16 protein-coding genes are annotated in these 17,106 nt (G+C 73.5%); 6 read left to right on the forward strand and 10 right to left on the reverse strand.

Annotation, left to right across the window (positions count from 1 at the left end):
- Positions 1–430: 430 nt before the first annotated feature.
- From ABD220_RS00175 to ABD220_RS00195, 5 genes are all read right to left on the reverse strand, one after another.
- A complete protein-coding gene (locus tag ABD220_RS00175) occupies positions 431–1,264 on the reverse strand; it encodes a hypothetical protein (protein WP_344118736.1) in 834 nt (277 codons plus the stop codon).
- 200 nt (positions 1,265–1,464) lie between these two features.
- Positions 1,465–2,547 carry an alpha/beta fold hydrolase gene (locus tag ABD220_RS00180; RefSeq protein ID WP_344118737.1) on the reverse strand — a complete coding sequence of 361 codons (1,083 nt, stop codon included), beginning with the start codon at positions 2,545–2,547 and terminating at the stop codon, positions 1,465–1,467.
- A 672-nt stretch (positions 2,548–3,219) separates the two neighbouring features.
- Positions 3,220–5,637, reverse strand: a complete 2,418-nt coding sequence (locus tag ABD220_RS00185; RefSeq protein WP_344118739.1) for a S8 family serine peptidase — start codon at positions 5,635–5,637, stop codon at positions 3,220–3,222.
- 138 nt (positions 5,638–5,775) lie between these two features.
- The gene (locus tag ABD220_RS00190) at positions 5,776–6,036 is read right to left on the reverse strand and encodes a hypothetical protein (RefSeq protein WP_344118741.1); all 261 of its coding nucleotides are present in this window, start codon (positions 6,034–6,036) and stop codon (positions 5,776–5,778) included.
- A 16-nt stretch (positions 6,037–6,052) separates the two neighbouring features.
- Positions 6,053–6,325 (reverse strand): hypothetical protein, encoded by a 273-nt coding sequence (locus ABD220_RS00195; protein WP_344118744.1) that lies wholly within the window; start codon positions 6,323–6,325, stop codon positions 6,053–6,055.
- A 214-nt stretch (positions 6,326–6,539) separates the two neighbouring features.
- Here ABD220_RS00195 and ABD220_RS00200 point away from each other — a divergent pair, with 214 nt between their 5' ends.
- The gene (locus ABD220_RS00200; RefSeq protein WP_344118746.1) at positions 6,540–7,436 is read left to right on the forward strand and encodes a Bax inhibitor-1/YccA family protein; all 897 of its coding nucleotides are present in this window, start codon (positions 6,540–6,542) and stop codon (positions 7,434–7,436) included.
- A gap of 135 nt (positions 7,437–7,571) precedes the next feature.
- Here the strand turns inward: ABD220_RS00200 and ABD220_RS00205 are convergent, their stop codons facing one another.
- Positions 7,572–8,174, reverse strand: a complete 603-nt coding sequence (locus tag ABD220_RS00205; RefSeq protein ID WP_344118747.1) for a nitroreductase family protein — start codon at positions 8,172–8,174, stop codon at positions 7,572–7,574.
- Positions 8,175–8,286: 112 nt separating this feature from the next.
- Between ABD220_RS00205 and ABD220_RS00210 the strand changes: the two genes are divergently transcribed.
- Together ABD220_RS00210 and ilvA are read left to right on the forward strand one after the other, a co-directional pair.
- A complete protein-coding gene (locus ABD220_RS00210; protein WP_344118749.1) occupies positions 8,287–9,747 on the forward strand; it encodes an AI-2E family transporter in 1,461 nt (486 codons plus the stop codon).
- A 102-nt stretch (positions 9,748–9,849) separates the two neighbouring features.
- Positions 9,850–11,097, forward strand: a complete 1,248-nt coding sequence (ilvA, locus tag ABD220_RS00215) for a threonine ammonia-lyase (protein WP_344118751.1) — start codon at positions 9,850–9,852, stop codon at positions 11,095–11,097.
- 84 nt (positions 11,098–11,181) lie between these two features.
- Here ilvA and ABD220_RS00220 read toward each other — a convergent pair whose 3' ends face one another.
- From ABD220_RS00220 to ABD220_RS00230, 3 genes are all read right to left on the reverse strand, one after another.
- Positions 11,182–11,391, reverse strand: coding sequence for a hypothetical protein (locus tag ABD220_RS00220; RefSeq protein WP_344118753.1), 210 nt, complete (start codon positions 11,389–11,391; stop codon positions 11,182–11,184).
- Between the two features lie 7 nt (positions 11,392–11,398).
- Positions 11,399–11,902, reverse strand: coding sequence for a transcription elongation factor GreA (gene greA / locus ABD220_RS00225; RefSeq protein ID WP_344118755.1), 504 nt, complete (start codon positions 11,900–11,902; stop codon positions 11,399–11,401).
- A 268-nt stretch (positions 11,903–12,170) separates the two neighbouring features.
- On the reverse strand, positions 12,171–12,596 hold the full coding sequence (locus ABD220_RS00230) for a DUF4307 domain-containing protein (protein ID WP_344118757.1): 426 nt from the start codon (positions 12,594–12,596) through the stop codon (positions 12,171–12,173).
- 203 nt (positions 12,597–12,799) lie between these two features.
- On the opposite strand from ABD220_RS00230, the gene mca reads away from it, so the two are divergent.
- The 3 genes from mca to ABD220_RS00245 are packed head-to-tail and all read left to right on the forward strand — an operon-like array spanning position 12,800 to position 16,281.
- On the forward strand, positions 12,800–13,678 hold the full coding sequence (gene mca, locus ABD220_RS00235; RefSeq protein WP_344118886.1) for a mycothiol conjugate amidase Mca: 879 nt from the start codon (positions 12,800–12,802) through the stop codon (positions 13,676–13,678).
- Positions 13,679–13,686: 8 nt separating this feature from the next.
- A complete protein-coding gene (locus tag ABD220_RS00240; RefSeq protein ID WP_344118759.1) occupies positions 13,687–14,103 on the forward strand; it encodes a hypothetical protein in 417 nt (138 codons plus the stop codon).
- 54 nt (positions 14,104–14,157) lie between these two features.
- On the forward strand, positions 14,158–16,281 hold the full coding sequence (locus tag ABD220_RS00245) for a thioredoxin domain-containing protein (RefSeq protein WP_344118761.1): 2,124 nt from the start codon (positions 14,158–14,160) through the stop codon (positions 16,279–16,281).
- On the opposite strand, the gene trhA is transcribed toward ABD220_RS00245, so the two are convergent.
- A complete protein-coding gene (gene trhA, locus ABD220_RS00250) occupies positions 16,274–16,981 on the reverse strand; it encodes a PAQR family membrane homeostasis protein TrhA (RefSeq protein ID WP_344118763.1) in 708 nt (235 codons plus the stop codon). The genes ABD220_RS00245 and trhA overlap by 8 nt on opposite strands.
- Positions 16,982–17,106: the final 125 nt, after the last annotated feature.

The following is a 17,106-nucleotide window of genomic DNA, read 5'->3' on the forward strand; positions in this document are numbered from 1 at the left end:
TGTGGTGATCAGCCCCCGGCCTCACGCGTCCCGGCCCGTGCCAATAACGTCATGCCCTCTTACAGCTAGTTTCCCTGTACGAAAGCGTTGGCCGACACCGGACGCGGTGGTCATGGAGGCGCCAATTCGTGCCGAACGAATGCCCGGTCCGTGTGGCAGAGGGGCGCAGTCGGGCTCGGCGCCAACTCGGCGTCTTCGTCACGGAGTCGGCTTCTACTCGGTGTTTTCACCGCATCGATCTGCGCTTAGATGCGCACGGATTCCCTGTCATCTCGCTGATCGTATGGGGTCGTCGCAGGTAATACGTTCGCGGAAGTAAAATCTGCTCAGTGTCAGTTCGAGTCCGACTGGGGGCACTGGGAACAGGCGTGAGTCCGCATCCCGCGGCTCCGTGCGCCGCGGGCGGCAGAGTTCCTGACCGGTGGCGTGTTCAGCGCGGCAGGTGGCGCTGCAGCCACAGGGTGCACCACAGTCTCAGCCGCAGCTCGTCCCAGTCGGGGACGTCCACGACCAGGGCGGCCGGTCCGTAGCGGTGGACCGATTCGACGCCGTCGCGGTCGCGCAGCTCGGCGATCAGGTGCTCCACCACCCCCGGGTGCTCGGTGGGGATGTCCTCGCGCAGCCCGACGTCGAAGCAGTCGATCTCGGCGACCACCGTCACCAGCGGCTCCTCGATGGCCGCGGCCTCGGGGCCCTCGCCGTGCAGGGCGTCAATGGTGCGGCGGGCGTGGGCGAGCATCTCGGTCCCGCTCATGGGGTCGCGTCCGTGGGCGGACTGGTAGGCGCTGTAGAGCGGCATGGCCGGCAGGAAGACCTGCTGGTGGTCCGAGCCCAGCACCGGGTAGTTCAGCAGGGGGTGGTCGGCGATGAGGTGCTCACCGACTCTCCACCGGGCCTGCGGTGCCGCGGCACTGATGAGCTGCCCGAGGTAGGAGGCGAAGCCGTCGACGAGCGCGAGCGTCGCTGCCGGCGGGTGCGGGTCCACGAGCCTGCCGTGGCGGGCCCAGGACGGCCAGGAGGGCCGGGTCGGGTCCTCCACCAGGGGCATCGGGGCGACGCCGAGCTCGGTGATCCGGGTGGTGGTCCACGCCCACAGCGGGGAGACGGAGTAGACGGAGCCGTCGAGCATCTCGCCGGGCTCCTGGCCGTGGTCGGCCAGTGCCGAGCGCAGCCGCTGCAGCGCCGGTCCGCGTTCGCCCAGATAGGCGTCCAGGGCGTCCGCGGCCTGCTTCGTGTCCATCAACTCGTACGGCTGGTCCTCCATGGGCAGGACTCTACTGCCGGCGGCCGCGACGGCGCGGACCCGGAGCGGTGAGCGCTCCGAGCATCCGGTGCACCGTCCGGACGTGCTCGTGGGCGATCTCCTCGTTCAGCAGAGAGCGAGCAGCGCTCCAGCCTGCGCGGGCTCCCGCCGCGGCGGTCGGAGCCGGCGCCCGTGGTCCGGGCATGCCGGGGTCGGTCAGCTCACCCCGTGGTCGCCGTGGCCGGGAGGGTTGTCCGGTCCCGCGGGACGACGCCGTGCTCCCGGAGGAAGGCGGTGGTCCTCGCGGCGATCTCCGGGGATTGGGTCCGGTGCAGGTAGTGGCCGCCGTGGAGCACGACGATCTCGTGGTCGCGCACCTGCTGCATCTGCTCCTCGTGGGCGGGGAGCCACCCCGGGGTCTCGTCCACGGTGACCCGGGCCAGGAGCAGCAGCACCGGCAGGTCCGGCGGGAACTGCACGCCTTCCAGCCGGCGGGCGTTGTCACCGATCCGGTGCGTCTCGTCGGCGACGGCCGCGTTGCCGAAGTTCCAGACGGTCATCCGGCGCAGCTGGTCCCGCTCCTGGGCCGTGTGGGCGGTGTCTTCGGGCAGCGCGAGGTCGGGGGCGACCAGCACCGCCCAGCGGAGCAGGCCGGTGTCGGCGGCGAGCCGGGCCCACGGGATTCCCCTGCCGTTCTCAGCCGTCGTGGTCGTCCGCTCGGCGGCGAAGGCCGGGACAGTGGTGTCGATGCCGACCACCGCGGAGACCTCGCCCGGATACCGGTTGACGTAGTCGAGGAGGTAGAACCCGGCCAGGGAGTGGCCCCCCAGTACATAGGGTGCCTCGACCCCGGCCGCCACGAGCGCGGAGTGGATCTCCTCGGAGATGTTCTGCACGGTCCGCTCCGGGGCGGCCCTGTCCGCGTAGCCGTAGCCGAGCCCCTCCACGACCACCACGCGGTAGCCCGTGAGCTCCCGGCCCAGCGGGGCGAAGTCCAGTGCCGGGGCCGGGGTGCCCAGCCCGCTGAGCAGCACGACAGCGGGGCCGTCCGCCTCGTCGTCCACGACGTTGACCGAGCCGCCGTCCACCGGCACCCGCTGCCCGTACGGAGCCGTACTGGTGCGCTCGTGCTGCGTCAGGGCGGCGTTGAGCCCTGCCGAGAAGATCAGCAGCACGAGGAGGGCCAGTGCGGCGGATCCGGCGAAGCGTCCGATCCGCCGTGACCACGGACGTGCGGGATGAGCGGGCCGTGGCGACGTGCCGGTGCCCGGTGGGTCGTGATCGAGGTGACGGCGCGAAGCCATGTCGTGCTCCGATGGCCGGTGGACGGCCGCCGGTGGTGGGCGTCGGTGGGTCCTCACGGTGCGGCCACGGGGCGGGGCGTCGGGCCGGACCTCGAGGTCGACGCCGGAGAGCTGCCGCAGCCGAGACGGTGTGCAGTGTCCATGATCGGTCCTCGTGGCTGGGTGGCGGGGACGGGCCGGACGCTGTCCACGGCGGGTGCAGCGGGTGGAGGCGATGCTGCGGGGGCCGGTGGACCGGGCCCGCGGCACCAGTGTCGTCACGCCGATGACCCGCCTGCACCGGAGGCGCGAGTTGACCGCGGGATCGTTATCGTCCTGCCCGGTGGGCCGTCACAATCCGGGTCGAGCAGGTGCGGCCGTGGGGGCCCGGGGGCTCCTCGACGGGGCCGTCGACGCCGAGCTCGCCGGGCAGGACCTGCAGTGGCAGGCCGGGGCGGGACGCGGCGCCCAGCGGGTCGTCGAGGGCGACGGCACCGTGGCGGGATCGGGCGTCGGGAACCGGGCCGCGGCGACGACGACGCAGGGACACGCCCGTGCACGCCGCACGTCCAGGACGGTGGACCCGGCCACGGGGACGCCGGGAGGACCCGGACAGCAGACGTGCCGCGGCGCCGGACGCGGCGCGGCCCCGCTCCGGGGACGGAGCGGGGCCGCGACGGTACCGGCGCCGGGTCAGCGGTAGTCGATCCGGATGGATCCTCCCGGACGCCAGGTGATGGAACCGCCCTGGAAGTACTGCACCACGGAACGGTCGGCGTGGGTGATCTCACCCGTCCTGGGGAAGCCCAGGCGGCTGGTCGTGCCGCCGAGCGCCACGTAGGCGTTGCCGATCGAGCCCTTGGTCTCCTGGGCGTAGGTGGTGGGGCTCCAGTAGATCCGGCCCTTCTGGAACACCTGGTAGACCCCGCCCGTGCTGGTCGCGGCCTCGTCGGTCGTGGGGTAGCCCAGGGCGCCGGCCGTGCCGCCGGAGCGGTTGTGCTGGGCGCCGATCGAGCCCTTGAGGGCGTGCGCCCCGCCGGCGTCGCTCCAGACGATCCGGCCCTTCTGGAAGGACTGGGAGGTGCCGCCCCGGCCGTCGGGGACGGCCCCGGAGGTGGGGTAGCCCAGTGACCCCTGCTCGCTGCCGGCGCGCGAGTAGGCCGCGCTCGTGGCGCCCGTGATCGCATGCGCCCCGTGGGCGGAGCTCCAGAGGATCCGGCCGTTCTGGAAGGTCTGGTAGAACCCGCCGATGCCGTTGCTCCGCCGGTCCGCGGTGGGGTAGCCCAGGGCTCCCTTCTCGTTGCCCGCCGCGGCGAAGGCCGTCTCGATGTCCCCCGTCAGGGCGTGGGCCCCGGTGCGGGAGGACCAGAGGATCCGGCCGTTCTGGAACAGCTGGTAGGCCCCGCCGATGCCGTTGGACTTCTCGTCCGAGCGCGGGAAGCGCAGGACGCCGGCTGCGGTGCCGTTGCGCTTGTAGGCGGTCTCGACACCGCCCTGCACCCAGTAGGCGCCGGTGGCCGAGGACCAGTAGATCGTGCCCTTGGCGAAGGTCTGGCGGACCCCGCCGGCGACGGCCTGCTCGTGGGAGGTCGGGGCCCCCGTCTGGCTCTTGATCCGCTGATACAGGGACCCGATGGCGCCCTTGGTGGTGTAGGTCGGGGTGGGCGCGGCCGGTGCTGCGGTGGCGGCCGGCTTCGTGATCCAGAGCGCGTCGTGGGTGTTCAGGGTCTTGCCCCCGGGGAGGGTGGCCCAGGCGTCCCCGGAGTCGAGGATCAGCTGCTTGTACTGGTCGGAGCTCAGCGTCGGGTTCTTCTGCTTGAGCAGGGCCAGGGTCCCGGCGACGTGCGGGGTGGCCATCGAGGTGCCGTAGTCGAAGCGGCTGTTGGGCGCGACCGGTCCCCGGAGGCCGGTGTTGCCGGCGGAGAGGATGTGGTGGCCCGGGGCGTAGATGTCCACGGCGCCGCCGTGGTTGGAGTAGCTGGCCCGCACCCGGTCGGAGCCGATGGCCCCGACCGTGATCACGTTGTAGCAGTTGCCCGGGGCGTACTCGATCGCCGGGCGGCCGCTGTTGCCCGCGGCCACGGCCACGGGGATGTTCCGGAACCAGGCGGTGTTGATGGCGTTCTGCAGCGTCGCCGGGCACGCCCCGCCCATGGACAGGGACATGTTGATCACGTCGGCGCGCTTGGGCGGCGCGGGGACGCCGCTCACGGTGTCGCCCGCCAGCCAGCGCACGGCGTCGGCCATGTCGGAGACGTAGCCGTAGCCGCACGCGCCCAGGGCGCGGGCGTTGAGGAGGGTGGCGTCCGGGGCGATGCCGACGGTGCCGTAGTTGTCCCGCTTGGCGGCCACGGTGCCGGCCACGTGCGTGCCGTGCCAGATGGAGTTGGTGGCCGCGGAGCCGGCGTAGCACTGGCCCGCCGTGGAGTAGGTGCCCGGATCGCGCGGGTCGGGGTCCCGGCCGTTGCCGTCGTTGCCGAGGGCGGCGGTGGAGACGAAGTCGTAGCCGCCGATGGTCTGGGAGTCCAGGTCGGGGTGGTTGGCGAAGCCGGTGTCGACGACCCCGACCGTGACGCCCTTGCCGGTGGCCGTGTCCCACGCCGCGAAGGCGCGCAGATTCGTCAGGGCCCACATGGACGGGACGCCGGGGTCCACGGCGGTCGCCGCGACGGAGCCCATGCCCTCCGCCTCGTCCCCGCCGGGGATCCTGGCGGTGGAGACGAGGCGGTCCGGCTCGGCGTAGGCCACGGCCGGGTCCTTGGTGAGCTTCTCGGCCAGCTTCTCGGCCTGGTCGGTCGAGACCTCGCCGGCCAGCTCGACGACGGCCGCGCCGTCGCCGGTGGTCCGGATCTCGGTGGTGTCCTCGGCCTCAGGGACGTCGGCCTGAACGGCGGCGTCCTCGACGACCCGCGCGGACTCGGTCTCGCTCACGGGGGTGCGGTACTTGACGATCATCCGGTCGGTGATCTCCGGCGGGGCCTCGTCGCTGACCTGCTGGGGGGACAGGGTCGTGGCGTTCTCGGCGGGGGAGGCCGTCGCAGGCGTGAGAGGAGCCAGCACGAGGGCCAGGGTGAGGGCGGACAGGGTGGGGGCGAGCATGGATCGTTGCATGGGCGAACTCCTGGGGGTGGGGGGATCCCGGAAAAGGTTCTCATATGCAAATCAATGCGAAAAGATATAAGCGAAGATCACGGCTTCATCACGAAGTGTGACGCCCGGTGGTCCGGCGGGTGCCCGTGCCGGGGCGCTTCACGCGGTGCTCGCCAGGAGGGCGAGCCACTCGAGGTGACGCAGCGCCGAGGGGGTGCCCGCGGTCAGCAGGGCCACGGTGGCCGCCGTCGTGGCGCGGCCGAGGTGGCGGCGTGCGGAGGCACGGGCGCCGGGGGGCCGTCGGTGTGCGGCCGGGGCCAGGTCGAGCGAGACCTGGGCCAGGCTCCACAGGGCCGTGGCGCCCGAGCCGGCGACGACGAGGCAGCCGTAGAGGAGGACGGTGCCGGGCAGCTGCACCACGGGAGCGGGCCGGGGCTCAGCCGGCGAGCAGCGCGGCGGCCAGGCCCACGGCGAGCACCACGGCCACCGCCCAGGTGAGGCGGTAGGCCCGGCGGTAGTGCTCCTCGCTGCGGAGCTCGAGCCAGGCGGCGGTGGGCGCGACCGGGGTGCCCCCCGGTGACGTCCGCGCGCGCTCCAGGCGGCCGAGCGCCCCGAGGTAGCGGCTCCAGTGCAGGACGGCCAGGGCCCCGACGAGGAGGAGCACCGGGATCGCGGCCAGCGGCACCCAGTGGATGGCGGACTCGGGCATGACGGGCCTCCGGATCGGGACTGCGGTCGTTCCCCCCAGCATGTGTGCGGAAGCAAAGCCTTGTCTGTCCGCTCTCCTGGGGGCGGCCTGCCCGTGCCCGGCGGTCCGCCCCCACGCCCTCGGCTTAAGCACAGCAGTTCTCATGCTTTCGTCAGGCGGGGCTTGCTAGGCTGGACGCACATCACGCACAACCGTGCCACGGAAGGACCCCTCAATGGCCGGCGGTAACCCGCTTCTCCGCGATCTCTCGAAGCCGGGCGCAGGCAGCGCCCAGTCCTACGGGAACCAGTACGGACAGAGCTCCTACGGAACCCCCTACCAGCAGCAGCCCGGCTACGGACAGACCGGCTACCAGCAGCCCGGCTACGGCCGGCCGCAGCAGGGCGCCCCGTACTCGGCCGAGCGCCTGGACTCGATGTACAACGCCCCGGCCGCCGGGACGAACCAGACCGGCCGGATGACCTACGACGACGTCATCATGCGCACCGCCACGGTGCTCGGCGCCGTGGTCGTCGGTGCGCTCGCGGGCTGGATCATGCCGATCCTCACCATCCCCGGTGCCCTCGTCGGTCTCGTCCTCGGTCTGGTCAACGCCTTCAAGCGCGAGCCCTCGCCCGCGCTGATCCTCGCCTACGGGGTGTTCCAGGGAATGTTCCTGGGCGGCATCTCCGGGATGTTCGAGGCCATGTACCCGGGCATCGTGGTGCAGGCCGTCATCGGCACCATCGCCGTGTTCGTCTCGGTGCTCGTGCTCTTCCGGTCCGGGAAGGTCCGGGCCTCCCCGCGCGCCACGAAGATCTTCATGGTCGCGCTCATGGCCTACGCCGTCTTCGCACTGGTCAACCTGGGCGCGGTGCTGCTGTTCGGCTTCAACATCCGCACGGACAGCCCGCTCGGCCCCTGGCTGGGACTGCTCATCGGCGCCGTGGCCATCCTGCTCGCCGCCTACAGCTTCGTGCTGGACTTCGACAACATCAAGCGCGGTGTCGAGGTCGGCGTCCCGGAGAAGATGGCGTGGTCCGCGGCCTTCGGCCTGACGGTCACGCTGATCTGGACCTACGTCGAGATCCTGCGCATCCTGGCGATCATCCGGGAGATGACCTCGAACTAGGCCCTCGCCCCGGCTGCACCACCCTCGACGGCCCGGCACCCGCGCACCGCGGGTCCCGGGCCGTCGTCGTGCCCCGGCCCCGCACGGGGAACGGGAGCTCGGGACGGGCGCGGGGGACGGGAGCCCGGGGCCGGCTCAGTGGTACGAGATCCGGGGCCCGGGCGTCGGTCGGGTGGCCGTGTGCTCGGCCGCCGCGGCACGGGGAGGGCGGCCCACGAACAGCCACCCGAGGAGCTTCTCCTCCTCCGCCAGCCCGTAGAACGCACGGACCGCGTCCTCGCCCTCGCCCTCGCGCCGGGACCACACGGTGCCCCAGCCGGCGGCCCAGAACGCGGCCTCGAGCAGGGGACGGGCCCCGTGCGCAGCGTGCAGCTGGTCCTTGCGGGGGAGCTCGAGCGCGTCGTCGGGACTGAAGACGAGCGCGCAGCCCAGGCCTCCCGTGCTCGCCCACTTCAGGGCGCCCCGGAAGGCCGCGAGCCGGCGCAGCTGCCTGCCCTTGAACCGGGGGAAGGGGGCCGACATGTCGGGCACCCGGGTCAGCCCCGCCAGGGCGGCCGCGAGCTCCGGGGCGGAGCGCCGGGTGGTCACGGCCACCCGCCAGCTCAGCCCCGGCTCGGCGGCCGCGGTCCCCGCCGCCGCGCGGAGCACGGCCTCCAGCTCCTCCCGCGGAGGAGCGTCCGGGGTCAGCCCGGGAGCGGGCCGGCGCTGGGCGAGGACGCGGAGGAAGGAGCGTGACATGCCGCCAGTCTTCCACCGCGCGGTCCCGGCGGGGCGGACCGGCCCGCGGGTCCGTCGCCCGGCCCCGGCCAGGGGGCGCCCGGGGGCAGGACCGGCGTGCCAAGATGGCTCCATGCCTTCGACATCGCACGACGCCGAGCGGCCTCTGCGGCCGGGGCCCAGCACCGAGCTCCCCCCGCTGCACGGCGACGCCGCGGGCGGCGTCGCCGTCTCGGTGCGGGTGGCCGCGGCGTGGTCGTGGCGGCTCATCATCATCCTTGCGGCCGTGGGGCTGCTCGGCTACATGCTGTCGACGATCACGGTGGTCATCATCCCCGTGCTCATCGCCGGGCTTCTCGCCGGCCTCCTGTTCCCGCTGGTGAAGTGGCTGCGGGGACGCCACATCCCGGCAGGCCTCGCCTCGGGGACCGCGGTCCTGCTGCTCATCGGCCTCGTGACGGGCCTGCTCGTGCTCGCCGGACGGCAGATCGTGCTGGGCTTCGCGCAGCTGTCCCAGAACGTGGTGGTCGGCACCCAGCAGCTGCTGGGCTGGCTCGAGGACGGGCCCCTGAACGTCAGCGCGGACAGCGTCAACGACTGGATCGACGACCTCGGCACCACGGTGCAGGACAACAGCCAGGCCATCCTGGACGGGGCCATGTCCTTCGGGTCCACGGCCGGCAACGTGCTGACCGGCATCATCATCATGCTCTTCACCCTGCTGTTCTTCCTCATGGACGGCGAACGGATCTGGCTCTTCCTCGTCCGGCTGTTCCCGATCAGCGCGCGGCGGGCCGTCAACGGCGCCGGCCGCCGCGGCTGGACCTCGCTCGTGCAGTACGCGCGGATCCAGGGCTTCGTGGCGTTCGTGGACGCCGTCGGCATCGGGCTCGGCGCGGCACTGCTCGGCGTCCCGCTCGCCCTGCCCATCGGCATCCTCGTGTTCCTGGGCTCCTTCATCCCGATCGTGGGCGCCGTGGTCACGGGCGCCGTGGCCGTGCTCGTCGCCCTCGTGGCCAACGGCTTCGGCAACGCCCTGGCCATGCTCGCCGTGGTGCTCCTGGTGCAGCAGATCGAGTCCAACGTCCTGCAGCCGCTCGTGATGGGCCGGGCCGTGTCCCTGCACCCCCTCGCGGTCTTCCTCGCCGTCGCGTCCGGCACCATCCTCTTCGGCATCGCCGGCGCCCTGTTCGCGGTGCCGGTGATGGCCTTCCTCAACACGGTGGTGCGCTACCTGGTGGGCGGGACGTGGAAGGTGGACGACGAGATCCCCTGGGAGCCGTACTACTTCCCCTGGGAGATCAAGAAGCACGCGCGCCGGAACGAGCTCACCCGCGACCAGATCATGGCACAGCTCCAGCGCTTCCGCCGCACCCGCGCCAAGGAACGGCTGCAGGCCGCCCTCAAGCGCGGCCGCCGGGACGACCGCGCCCGGGCCGCCGCAGGAACGGCGTCCGGGAGCGGCCGGGGAACCGGGCACGGGACCGGGCGGGAGGCCGGCCGCGACACCGGGCGGGGAGCCGGGCAGGCGACCGGGCAGGGGAGCGTGCGCGGGGCATCGGCCGGGCCCGAGCGGCACCCGGGCAACGACTAGGATGAGGACCGCGCCCGCCGCCGGCGGGCGCTCGCCGTGGGGTGGGCCAGTCGGCCCGCCGCGGTCCCGCCCTGACGCACCGACCGGGAAAGAAGACGCACCGTGAGCCTGGCCGAACTGCCCGTCCGTCTCGCCGACATCCAGGACGCCGCCGCGCTCCTCGAGGGCGTGATCGACCGGACCCCGGTGGCCCACTCCCGGGCGCTCTCCCGGCTGGTCGGCACCGAGGTGAACCTCAAGGCCGAGAACCTGCAGCGCGCGGGCTCCTTCAAGGTGCGGGGCGCCTACGTGCGGATGGCCAAGCTCACCGACGAGGAGAAGGCCCGGGGCGTCGTGGCGGCCTCCGCCGGCAACCACGCCCAGGGGGTGGCCCTCGCCGCGGCCAAGCTCGGCATCACCGCCCGCATCTACATGCCGCTGGGCGCGGCCCTGCCCAAGGTCGCCGCGACCCAGGACCACGGTGCGGAGGTCATTCTGCACGGCACCAGCGTGGACCAGGCCCTCGCTGAGGCCCAGCGCCACGCCACCGAGACCGGGGCGGTGTTCGTCCACCCCTTCGACCACCCGGACATCGTCGCCGGGCAGGGCACGCTCGGCCTCGAGGTGCTCGACCAGGTGCCCGACGTCGACACCGTCATCACCGGCGTGGGCGGCGGGGGACTGCTCGCCGGCATGGCCGTGGCGGTCAAGGCCCGCGCCGAGCAGCTCGGCCGGCCGATCCGGCTCATCGGCGTGCAGGCGGAGAACGCGGCAGCCTACCCGCCCTCCCTCGCGGGGGACGCGCTCGTGACCCTCGACCGGGTCTCGACCATCGCGGACGGCATCGCCGTGGGCAAGCCGGGGCAGCTGCCGTTCAGCATCATCAAGGAGCTCACCGACGACGTCGTGACGGTCTCGGAGGACTCCCTCGCCCAGGCCCTGATCTTCCTGCTCGAGCGCAACAAGCTCGTGGTGGAGCCGGCCGGCGCCGTCGGCGTCGCGGCCCTCCTGGACGGCCGGCTGCAGGCCACCTACCCGGACCTCGGCAGCACGGTGGTGGTGCTCTCGGGCGGCAACGTCGACCCCATGCTCATGCTCAAGGTCATCCAGCGGGGGCTTTCCGCGGCCGGCCGGTACATGACCATCAGGATGATGCTCACCGACCGCCCGGGCGAGCTCGCGCGCATCTCCCAGCTCATCGCGGTCCAGGACGCCAACGTCACCGGCGTGGACCACACCCGGATCGGCGGCTCGCTCAGCCTGGGCGACGTCTCCATCACCATCGACATGGAGACCAAGGGGCACGAGCACTGCCGCCAGATCCTCCGGGCGCTCGAGGCGGAGGGCTACCACCCCGTCGTCGTGCACTGACCTCGGTGCGGCACCGATCCGGCGCTCCGACGACGACGGCGCCGGTCCCCGCGGGGACCGGCGCCGTCGTGGACGGGGACGACGTCAGGAGCGGCGCCGGCCGGTGAGGTAGGTGACGAACGCGCTGACGAACGTCGCGAAGACGAAGATGTTGCGCAGGCTGCCGGGGGCGCTCGCGGCCGGGTCGCCCTGACCCGCGAAGTGCAGCACGACGGCCACGACCCCGAGCACCGCCGTCAGGACCATCATGGCCTTCGTGCCCCGACCGGGGCTGCGCAACCAGTGGGTCGTCACGAGCGCCTCAGCCCTGGAACGGCTTGGCGTCCAGGATCTTCACCGGGATCTCCTTGCCGTTGGGAGCCGTGTAGGAGAGCTCGTCGCCGACCCGGTGACCGGAGATCGCGGAGCCCATCGGGGACTTCTCGGAGAAGACCTCGAGATCGCTGCCGGCGGCCAGGTCCTCGGCCACCTCGCGGGAGCCGATGAGGAAGGTCATCGACTCGCCGGCGATCTCCGCGGTGACGACCATGCCGGCCTCGACGACCCCGTCGTCGGCCGGGGCCTCGCCGACCTGGGCGTTCTCGAGCAGGTTCTTGAGGTGGACGATGCGCCCCTCGTTCTTGCTCTGCTCCTCACGGGCGGCGTGGTAGCCGCCGTTCTCCTTGAGGTCTCCCTCCGAACGCGCCTGATCGATGCGCTCCACGATCTCCTGCCGGTACGGGCCGGAGATGTGGTCGAGCTCCTTCTTCAGGCGGTCGTAGGCCTCCTGGGTCAGCCAGGCGCCGGTCTTGTTCGTGGTGGTCACAGTCTCTCCTCGGTGAACGGTCGGTGGGCCGCGGCTGCCCGCCCGGGAGCCCGGTCGGGTCCGCGACCGACCGGGCCGGCGGCGCGGGGCCGTCGGTGGTGCGGGGGTCCGCTACGCAAAGACCCCGCCCCGGTGCGGATCGTCCGTTTCGGACGGTGTCCGGCTGCCGAGGACGGGGAGTCCTGATCGTCAGTCTAGGCGGGGCGGGCGGGCAAGCCCAAAGCACGACGGCGACCGCGACACACGGGCGTCGCGACGGGGGAGGGGCTCAGCCCTCGAGCCAGCAGGATTCCACGACCGCGGTGGTCGCCAGGTTGGTGGTGCGCACCGCCGCGCGGTGCGAGCTCGTGCCGCCCTCGCCCAGTCGGTCCTCGGGCACGGTCCCGACGGTCACCTCCACCCAGCCGACCACGGCGTGCTCCTGGTTGAGGGCCCGCACCGCGCACGTCACGACGTCCTCGGGGCGCTTGGTGAGCTCGAAGTCCGCCGTGGCCCGCGCCTCGGAGACCACCTCGTAGCCGATGTCCTTGAACGTGGGAGCTGCCTGCCGCGCCGTCACCACCCAGGCGACGAAGACGGCCGCGAGCAGGGTGGCCAGCACCACGAGGCCGATCCAGCCGCGGGTCCCGATCCGGTGCTGGCGGCGGGGAGCTCCGTAGCGGTCGCGGAGCAGTTCTGGGGAGTCGATGGACACGGCGGCCTCGGGTCTCGGGGGCAGGGGGCGGCGCCGGGCCCGGCGGCCGCCCGACCACTGTAGCCGAGGCCCCTGGGAGCCTGCCGGGCGCAGGACCGCCCGGCGAACGCGTAAAATGGGCGGCGGCCCGTGCCCGCACCGGCCGAGTCCCCGTCTCCCCGACCGTTCCCGAGAGGATCTCCCGAGTGACCTCCCTGTCAGAGATGCGCCTGCTGGCCGTCCACGCCCACCCCGACGACGAGTCGAGCAAGGGCGCCGCGACCATGGCCCACTACGCCCGGCAGGGGGTCGAGGTCATGGTGGTCACGTGCACCGGTGGGGAGCGGGGTTCGATCCTCAACGCCGAGATGGAGGGCCACCCGCACGCCGAGCGGGACCTGACCGGTCTGCGCCGGCACGAGATGGCGCAGGCGGCCGCCGCGCTGGACGTCCACCACCGCTGGCTCGGCTTCATGGACTCGGGCCTGCCCGAGGGGGACCCGCTGCCGCCGCTGCCGTGGGGCTGCTTCGCCCTGCAGCCGCTCGAGCGAGCCGCCGCGCCCCTGGTCCGGCTGGTGCGCCGGTTCCGGCCGCACGTGATCCTCACCTACGACGAGAACGGCGGCTACCCGCACCCGGACCACATCCAGACCCACAACATCTCCGTCGAGGCGTTCCGCGCCGCCGGGGACCCGGAACGGTACCCGGGCCTCGGCGAACCGTGGACCCCGCAGAAGCTCTACTACGACCGGGCGTTCAACGTGGAGCGCTTCGTCGCCCTGCACGAGGCTCTCGAGGAGCGCGGCCTGCAGTCCCCGTACGCGGCCCGGATCGCGATGCTGCAGGAGACCGACCCGGAGGGCCACCGCCCCCCGGCGCCCCGGCACGAGACCACCACCAAGGTCCGGTGCCCGGACACCTTCGCGCTGCGGGACGAGGCGCTGCGCAGCCACCGGACGCAGGTGGCGCCGGACGGGATGTTCTTCGCCGTCTCCGCCGAGCTGCAGTCCCAGGTGTGGCCGTGGGAGGACTACGTCCTGGCGGAGTCCCGGGTGCCGGCCGACGTGCCGGAGCACGACCTGTTCGCCGGGATCGTGGGCTGAGCGCAGCGATGACCACCGTGCTGAACGTGCTCGCCCTGCTGCCGGCGATGGCCCCCGATCCGATCGACGAGGGTACCCTGCGCCCCGGCCTGGACCCGAGCCAGGTGACTCCCGGGATGCTGGGCTTCCTCGTGACGCTGCTGCTGGCCGTGGCCGTGATCTTCCTCGTGCGGGACTTCAACCGCCGCAACCGGCGGCTGCGCTACCGCGCGGAGTACGCCGAGCGCCGCGCGGCCGAGGATCGGCTGGGCGGCCACGCCGCGGCGGACGGAGCAGGGACCGGCGGCGCCGCGACCGGCAGTGCCGGCCCGGACCGGACCGGCGTGGACCCGGCCGGAGGAGCCCGTGCCGCCGGCGCGGAGCGGAGCGGCGCTGAGCCGCCGGCGCCGGCCGAGGAGCCGGAGGGCCCCGACCGGCGCGGCTGAGACCGGGGCCCGTCCGCGGGCCCGAGTGCAGGACCCGAGATCCGAGGAGCCACCGTGCCCAACCGATTGACCGGACAGTCCTCCGCCTATCTGCGCCAGCACGCGGACAACCCCGTGGACTGGCAGCCGTTCGACGACGCCGCGTTCGCGGAGGCCGCCCGCCGCGACGTTCCGGTGTTCCTCTCGGTGGGCTACGCCGCCTGCCACTGGTGCCACGTGATGGCCCACGAGTCCTTCGAGGACCCCGCGATCGGCGCCTACCTCAACGAGCACTACGTGCCCGTCAAGGTGGACCGCGAGGAGCGCCCCGACGTGGACGCGACCTACATGGCGGCCACGCAGCTGATCACCCGCCAGGGCGGCTGGCCCATGAGCGCGTTCCTCACCCCGGACGGGCGGGCGTTCCACGCCGGCACCTACTTCCCGCCCCGACCGGCCCACGGGATGCCCTCCTTCCGGCAGGTCCTCGAGGCCGTCGCCGCGGCGTGGTCCACCCGCCGGGAGGAGCTCGAGCAGGCCGCGGACGCCGTCGCCCGCGCTATTGCCGGGCAGGCGGAGGACCTGCGCACCGCCCTGGCCGGCGCCGCCGTGACCGTGCCGGCGACCGTGCTGGGGCAGGAGGACGGGACGGACCCGGCGGCGGTGGCGCTCGAGGTGCTCCTGCGGGAGGAGGACCCGGTGCACGGCGGCTTCGGCGGCGCCCCCAAGTTCCCGCCCTCCACGGTGCTGCCCCTCCTGGAGCGGCTCGCCGCCGCCGGGACCGCCGGGACCGCCGACCGGGCGCGGGGCCTGCTCGGGCGGACCCTCGCCGCGATGCGCGGCTCGGCGCTGTTCGACCACGTGGGCGGCGGTTTCTACCGGTACTCCGTCACCCGGGAGTGGTCCCTGCCGCACTACGAGAAGATGCTCTACGACAACGCCCAGCTGCTGCGGGCCTACGCGCGCGCCGCGGCCCTCGAGCCCGGCGCCGGCCACGGGCGGGCCGCCGCGGACACCGCGGGGTTCCTGCTGGCCGAGCTGCGCCTGCCCGGCGGGGCGTTCGCGTCCTCCCTGGACGCGGACACGGCCGCCGCGGACGGCGACGTGCACAGCGGCGAGGGCGCGTTCTACGTGTGGCAGCGGACCGAGCTGCGCGAGGTCCTGGGCGCCGACCGCGGCACGGCGGTGGCCGACCTCATGGGCGTGGCGGCCGGGCCCCCGCAGCCCCTGCACCCAGGGCGGGTTCTCGACGAGGCCGAGCAGGCCCTGTGGGACGCCGCCCGCCCGGAGCTCACCGCCGCGCGGTCCCGGCGCCCGGCCCCGGCCCGGGACGACAAGGTGGTGGCCGGCTGGAACGGCATGACGGTCACGGGCCTCGCGGAGGCCGGGGTGCTGCTGGGGGACCCGTCGCTCGTGCTCGCCGCCGAGGAGGCCGCGGCGCACCTGTGGGCCGTGCACTGGGACGGGTCCCGCCGGCGGCTCGCGCGGACCAGCCACGCGGGCTCTGCGGAGCACTCGATCGAGGGCCTGCTCGAGGACTACGCGATGGTGGCCGAGGGCTTCCTGGCCCTGTACCGGGCCACCGGGTCGACGCCCTGGTACGAGCGTGCCCGGGAGCTCGTGGACGTCGTCGGGGAGCGGTTCTCGCACCCGGCACCGGACGGCGGACCGGACGCCCCGGAGCGGGTGTGGTCCGACCTGGCCGACGTCCCCGCACCGCTGCTCGCCGCCGGCACCTCGGGGCGGGCCGATCCCCTCGACGACGTCACGCCGGCCGGGACGGCCGTGCTCGCCGCGGTGCTCGTGGAGCTGTGGGCCCTCGAGGAGGACGAGCGGCGGCTGCGGCCGGTCGCGTCCCTGCTCGGCTCCCTGGAGCTGCTGGCCCGCCGCTCGCCCCGCAGCGCCGGACGGGCCCTGGCGGTGCGGGCGGAGCTCGCGTCCGCCCCGGCCCACGTGGTGCTCGCGGGCGGGACCGCCGAGGACAAGCTCGCGGCGCGCCGCGCGGTGGGCCCCGCCGCGGTGCTGGCCACCAGGGTGGTGGACGCCGACGCCCCCGGGGCGCCGGGCTCGGCGCGCGGGAAGACCGCGCTCGGCGGCCGGTTCACGGTGTACGTGTGCCGGGACTTCGCCTGCCGCGCCCCCGTCCACTCCGTCGCGGAGCTCCAGGAGCAGCTGGCCGGGACGGGTCCGCTCAGCTGAGCATCGCGAGCATGATCGCCACGTAGTGCAGCACGAAGCCCAGCACCGTGCAGGCGTGGAAGACCTCGTGGAAGCTGAACACCTCGGGGAGCAGGCGCGGGCGCCGGGTGCCGTAGACCACGGCCCCGGTGATGTAGGCGATGCCGCCGGCGGCGGTGAGCGCGGCGGCCGGGGGGCTGCTCTGCCAGAACTGCGGCAGGTAGAGCACGGCCAGGCAGCCCATCACCACGTACAGCGGGGTGTACAGCCAGCGGGGCGCCAGCGTCCACAGCAGCCGGAAGAGCACCAGGCCGGCGGCACAGGACCAGATCACGGCCAGCAGCAGCCGGGACTGCGCCGGGGCCAGCAGCGCGACCGCCAGCGGGGTGTAGGTGCCGGCGATCAGCAGCGCGATGTTGGAGTGGTCCATCCGGCGCAGGACCATGTGCAGCCGCCGGGGCCAGTAGGCGCGGTGGTAGATCGCCGACACGCCGAACAGGAGGATGCCCGTCACGCCGTACACGGCGCACGCGATCCGCAGCTCGGTGGTGGGCGCCAGCAGGATCGCCACGAGACCCATGGCGACGACGACGGGCGTGAAACTCGCGTGGATCCAGCCCCGCCACGCGGGCTTGCGCTCCACGAGGTCCTCGATCCGGTGCTCGACCGCCTCCTCGACGCGGCCGGCGGCCCGGCCGACGGCGCCGTGCGTGTGTTCCATGATGTTCCTTCCGGCGTGCTGTGCGTGAGTCCGTCCGGTCTCCCACCGGGTAGTTTAGGAGGCGTCGCCGAGAGCCGGCCGGGTCCGTGGCCACCACCACGTCCGGCACCGTGGCCCCCACCACG

Source organism: Kocuria aegyptia, assembly GCF_039530085.1.
GTDB lineage: Bacteria > Actinomycetota > Actinomycetes > Actinomycetales > Micrococcaceae > Kocuria > Kocuria aegyptia.

What these genes read in the sequence shown, in the direction of transcription:
- ABD220_RS00205 (WP_344118747.1), bottom strand. Translation starts at nt 8,174, where the DNA reads ATGTCACGCTCCTTCCTCCGCGTCCTCGCCCAGCGCCGGCCCGCTCCC.
- ABD220_RS00210 (WP_344118749.1), top strand. Translation starts at nt 8,287, where the DNA reads ATGCCTTCGACATCGCACGACGCCGAGCGGCCTCTGCGGCCGGGGCCC.
- mca (WP_344118886.1), top strand. Translation starts at nt 12,800, where the DNA reads ATGCGCCTGCTGGCCGTCCACGCCCACCCCGACGACGAGTCGAGCAAG.
- ABD220_RS00185 (WP_344118739.1), bottom strand. Translation starts at nt 5,637, where the DNA reads ATGCAACGATCCATGCTCGCCCCCACCCTGTCCGCCCTCACCCTGGCC.
- ABD220_RS00240 (WP_344118759.1), top strand. Translation starts at nt 13,687, where the DNA reads ATGACCACCGTGCTGAACGTGCTCGCCCTGCTGCCGGCGATGGCCCCC.
- trhA (WP_344118763.1), bottom strand. Translation starts at nt 16,981, where the DNA reads ATGGAACACACGCACGGCGCCGTCGGCCGGGCCGCCGGCCGCGTCGAG.
- ABD220_RS00200 (WP_344118746.1), top strand. Translation starts at nt 6,540, where the DNA reads ATGGCCGGCGGTAACCCGCTTCTCCGCGATCTCTCGAAGCCGGGCGCA.
- ABD220_RS00180 (WP_344118737.1), bottom strand. Translation starts at nt 2,547, where the DNA reads ATGGCTTCGCGCCGTCACCTCGATCACGACCCACCGGGCACCGGCACG.
- ABD220_RS00195 (WP_344118744.1), bottom strand. Translation starts at nt 6,325, where the DNA reads ATGCCCGAGTCCGCCATCCACTGGGTGCCGCTGGCCGCGATCCCGGTG.
- ABD220_RS00175 (WP_344118736.1), bottom strand. Translation starts at nt 1,264, where the DNA reads ATGGAGGACCAGCCGTACGAGTTGATGGACACGAAGCAGGCCGCGGAC.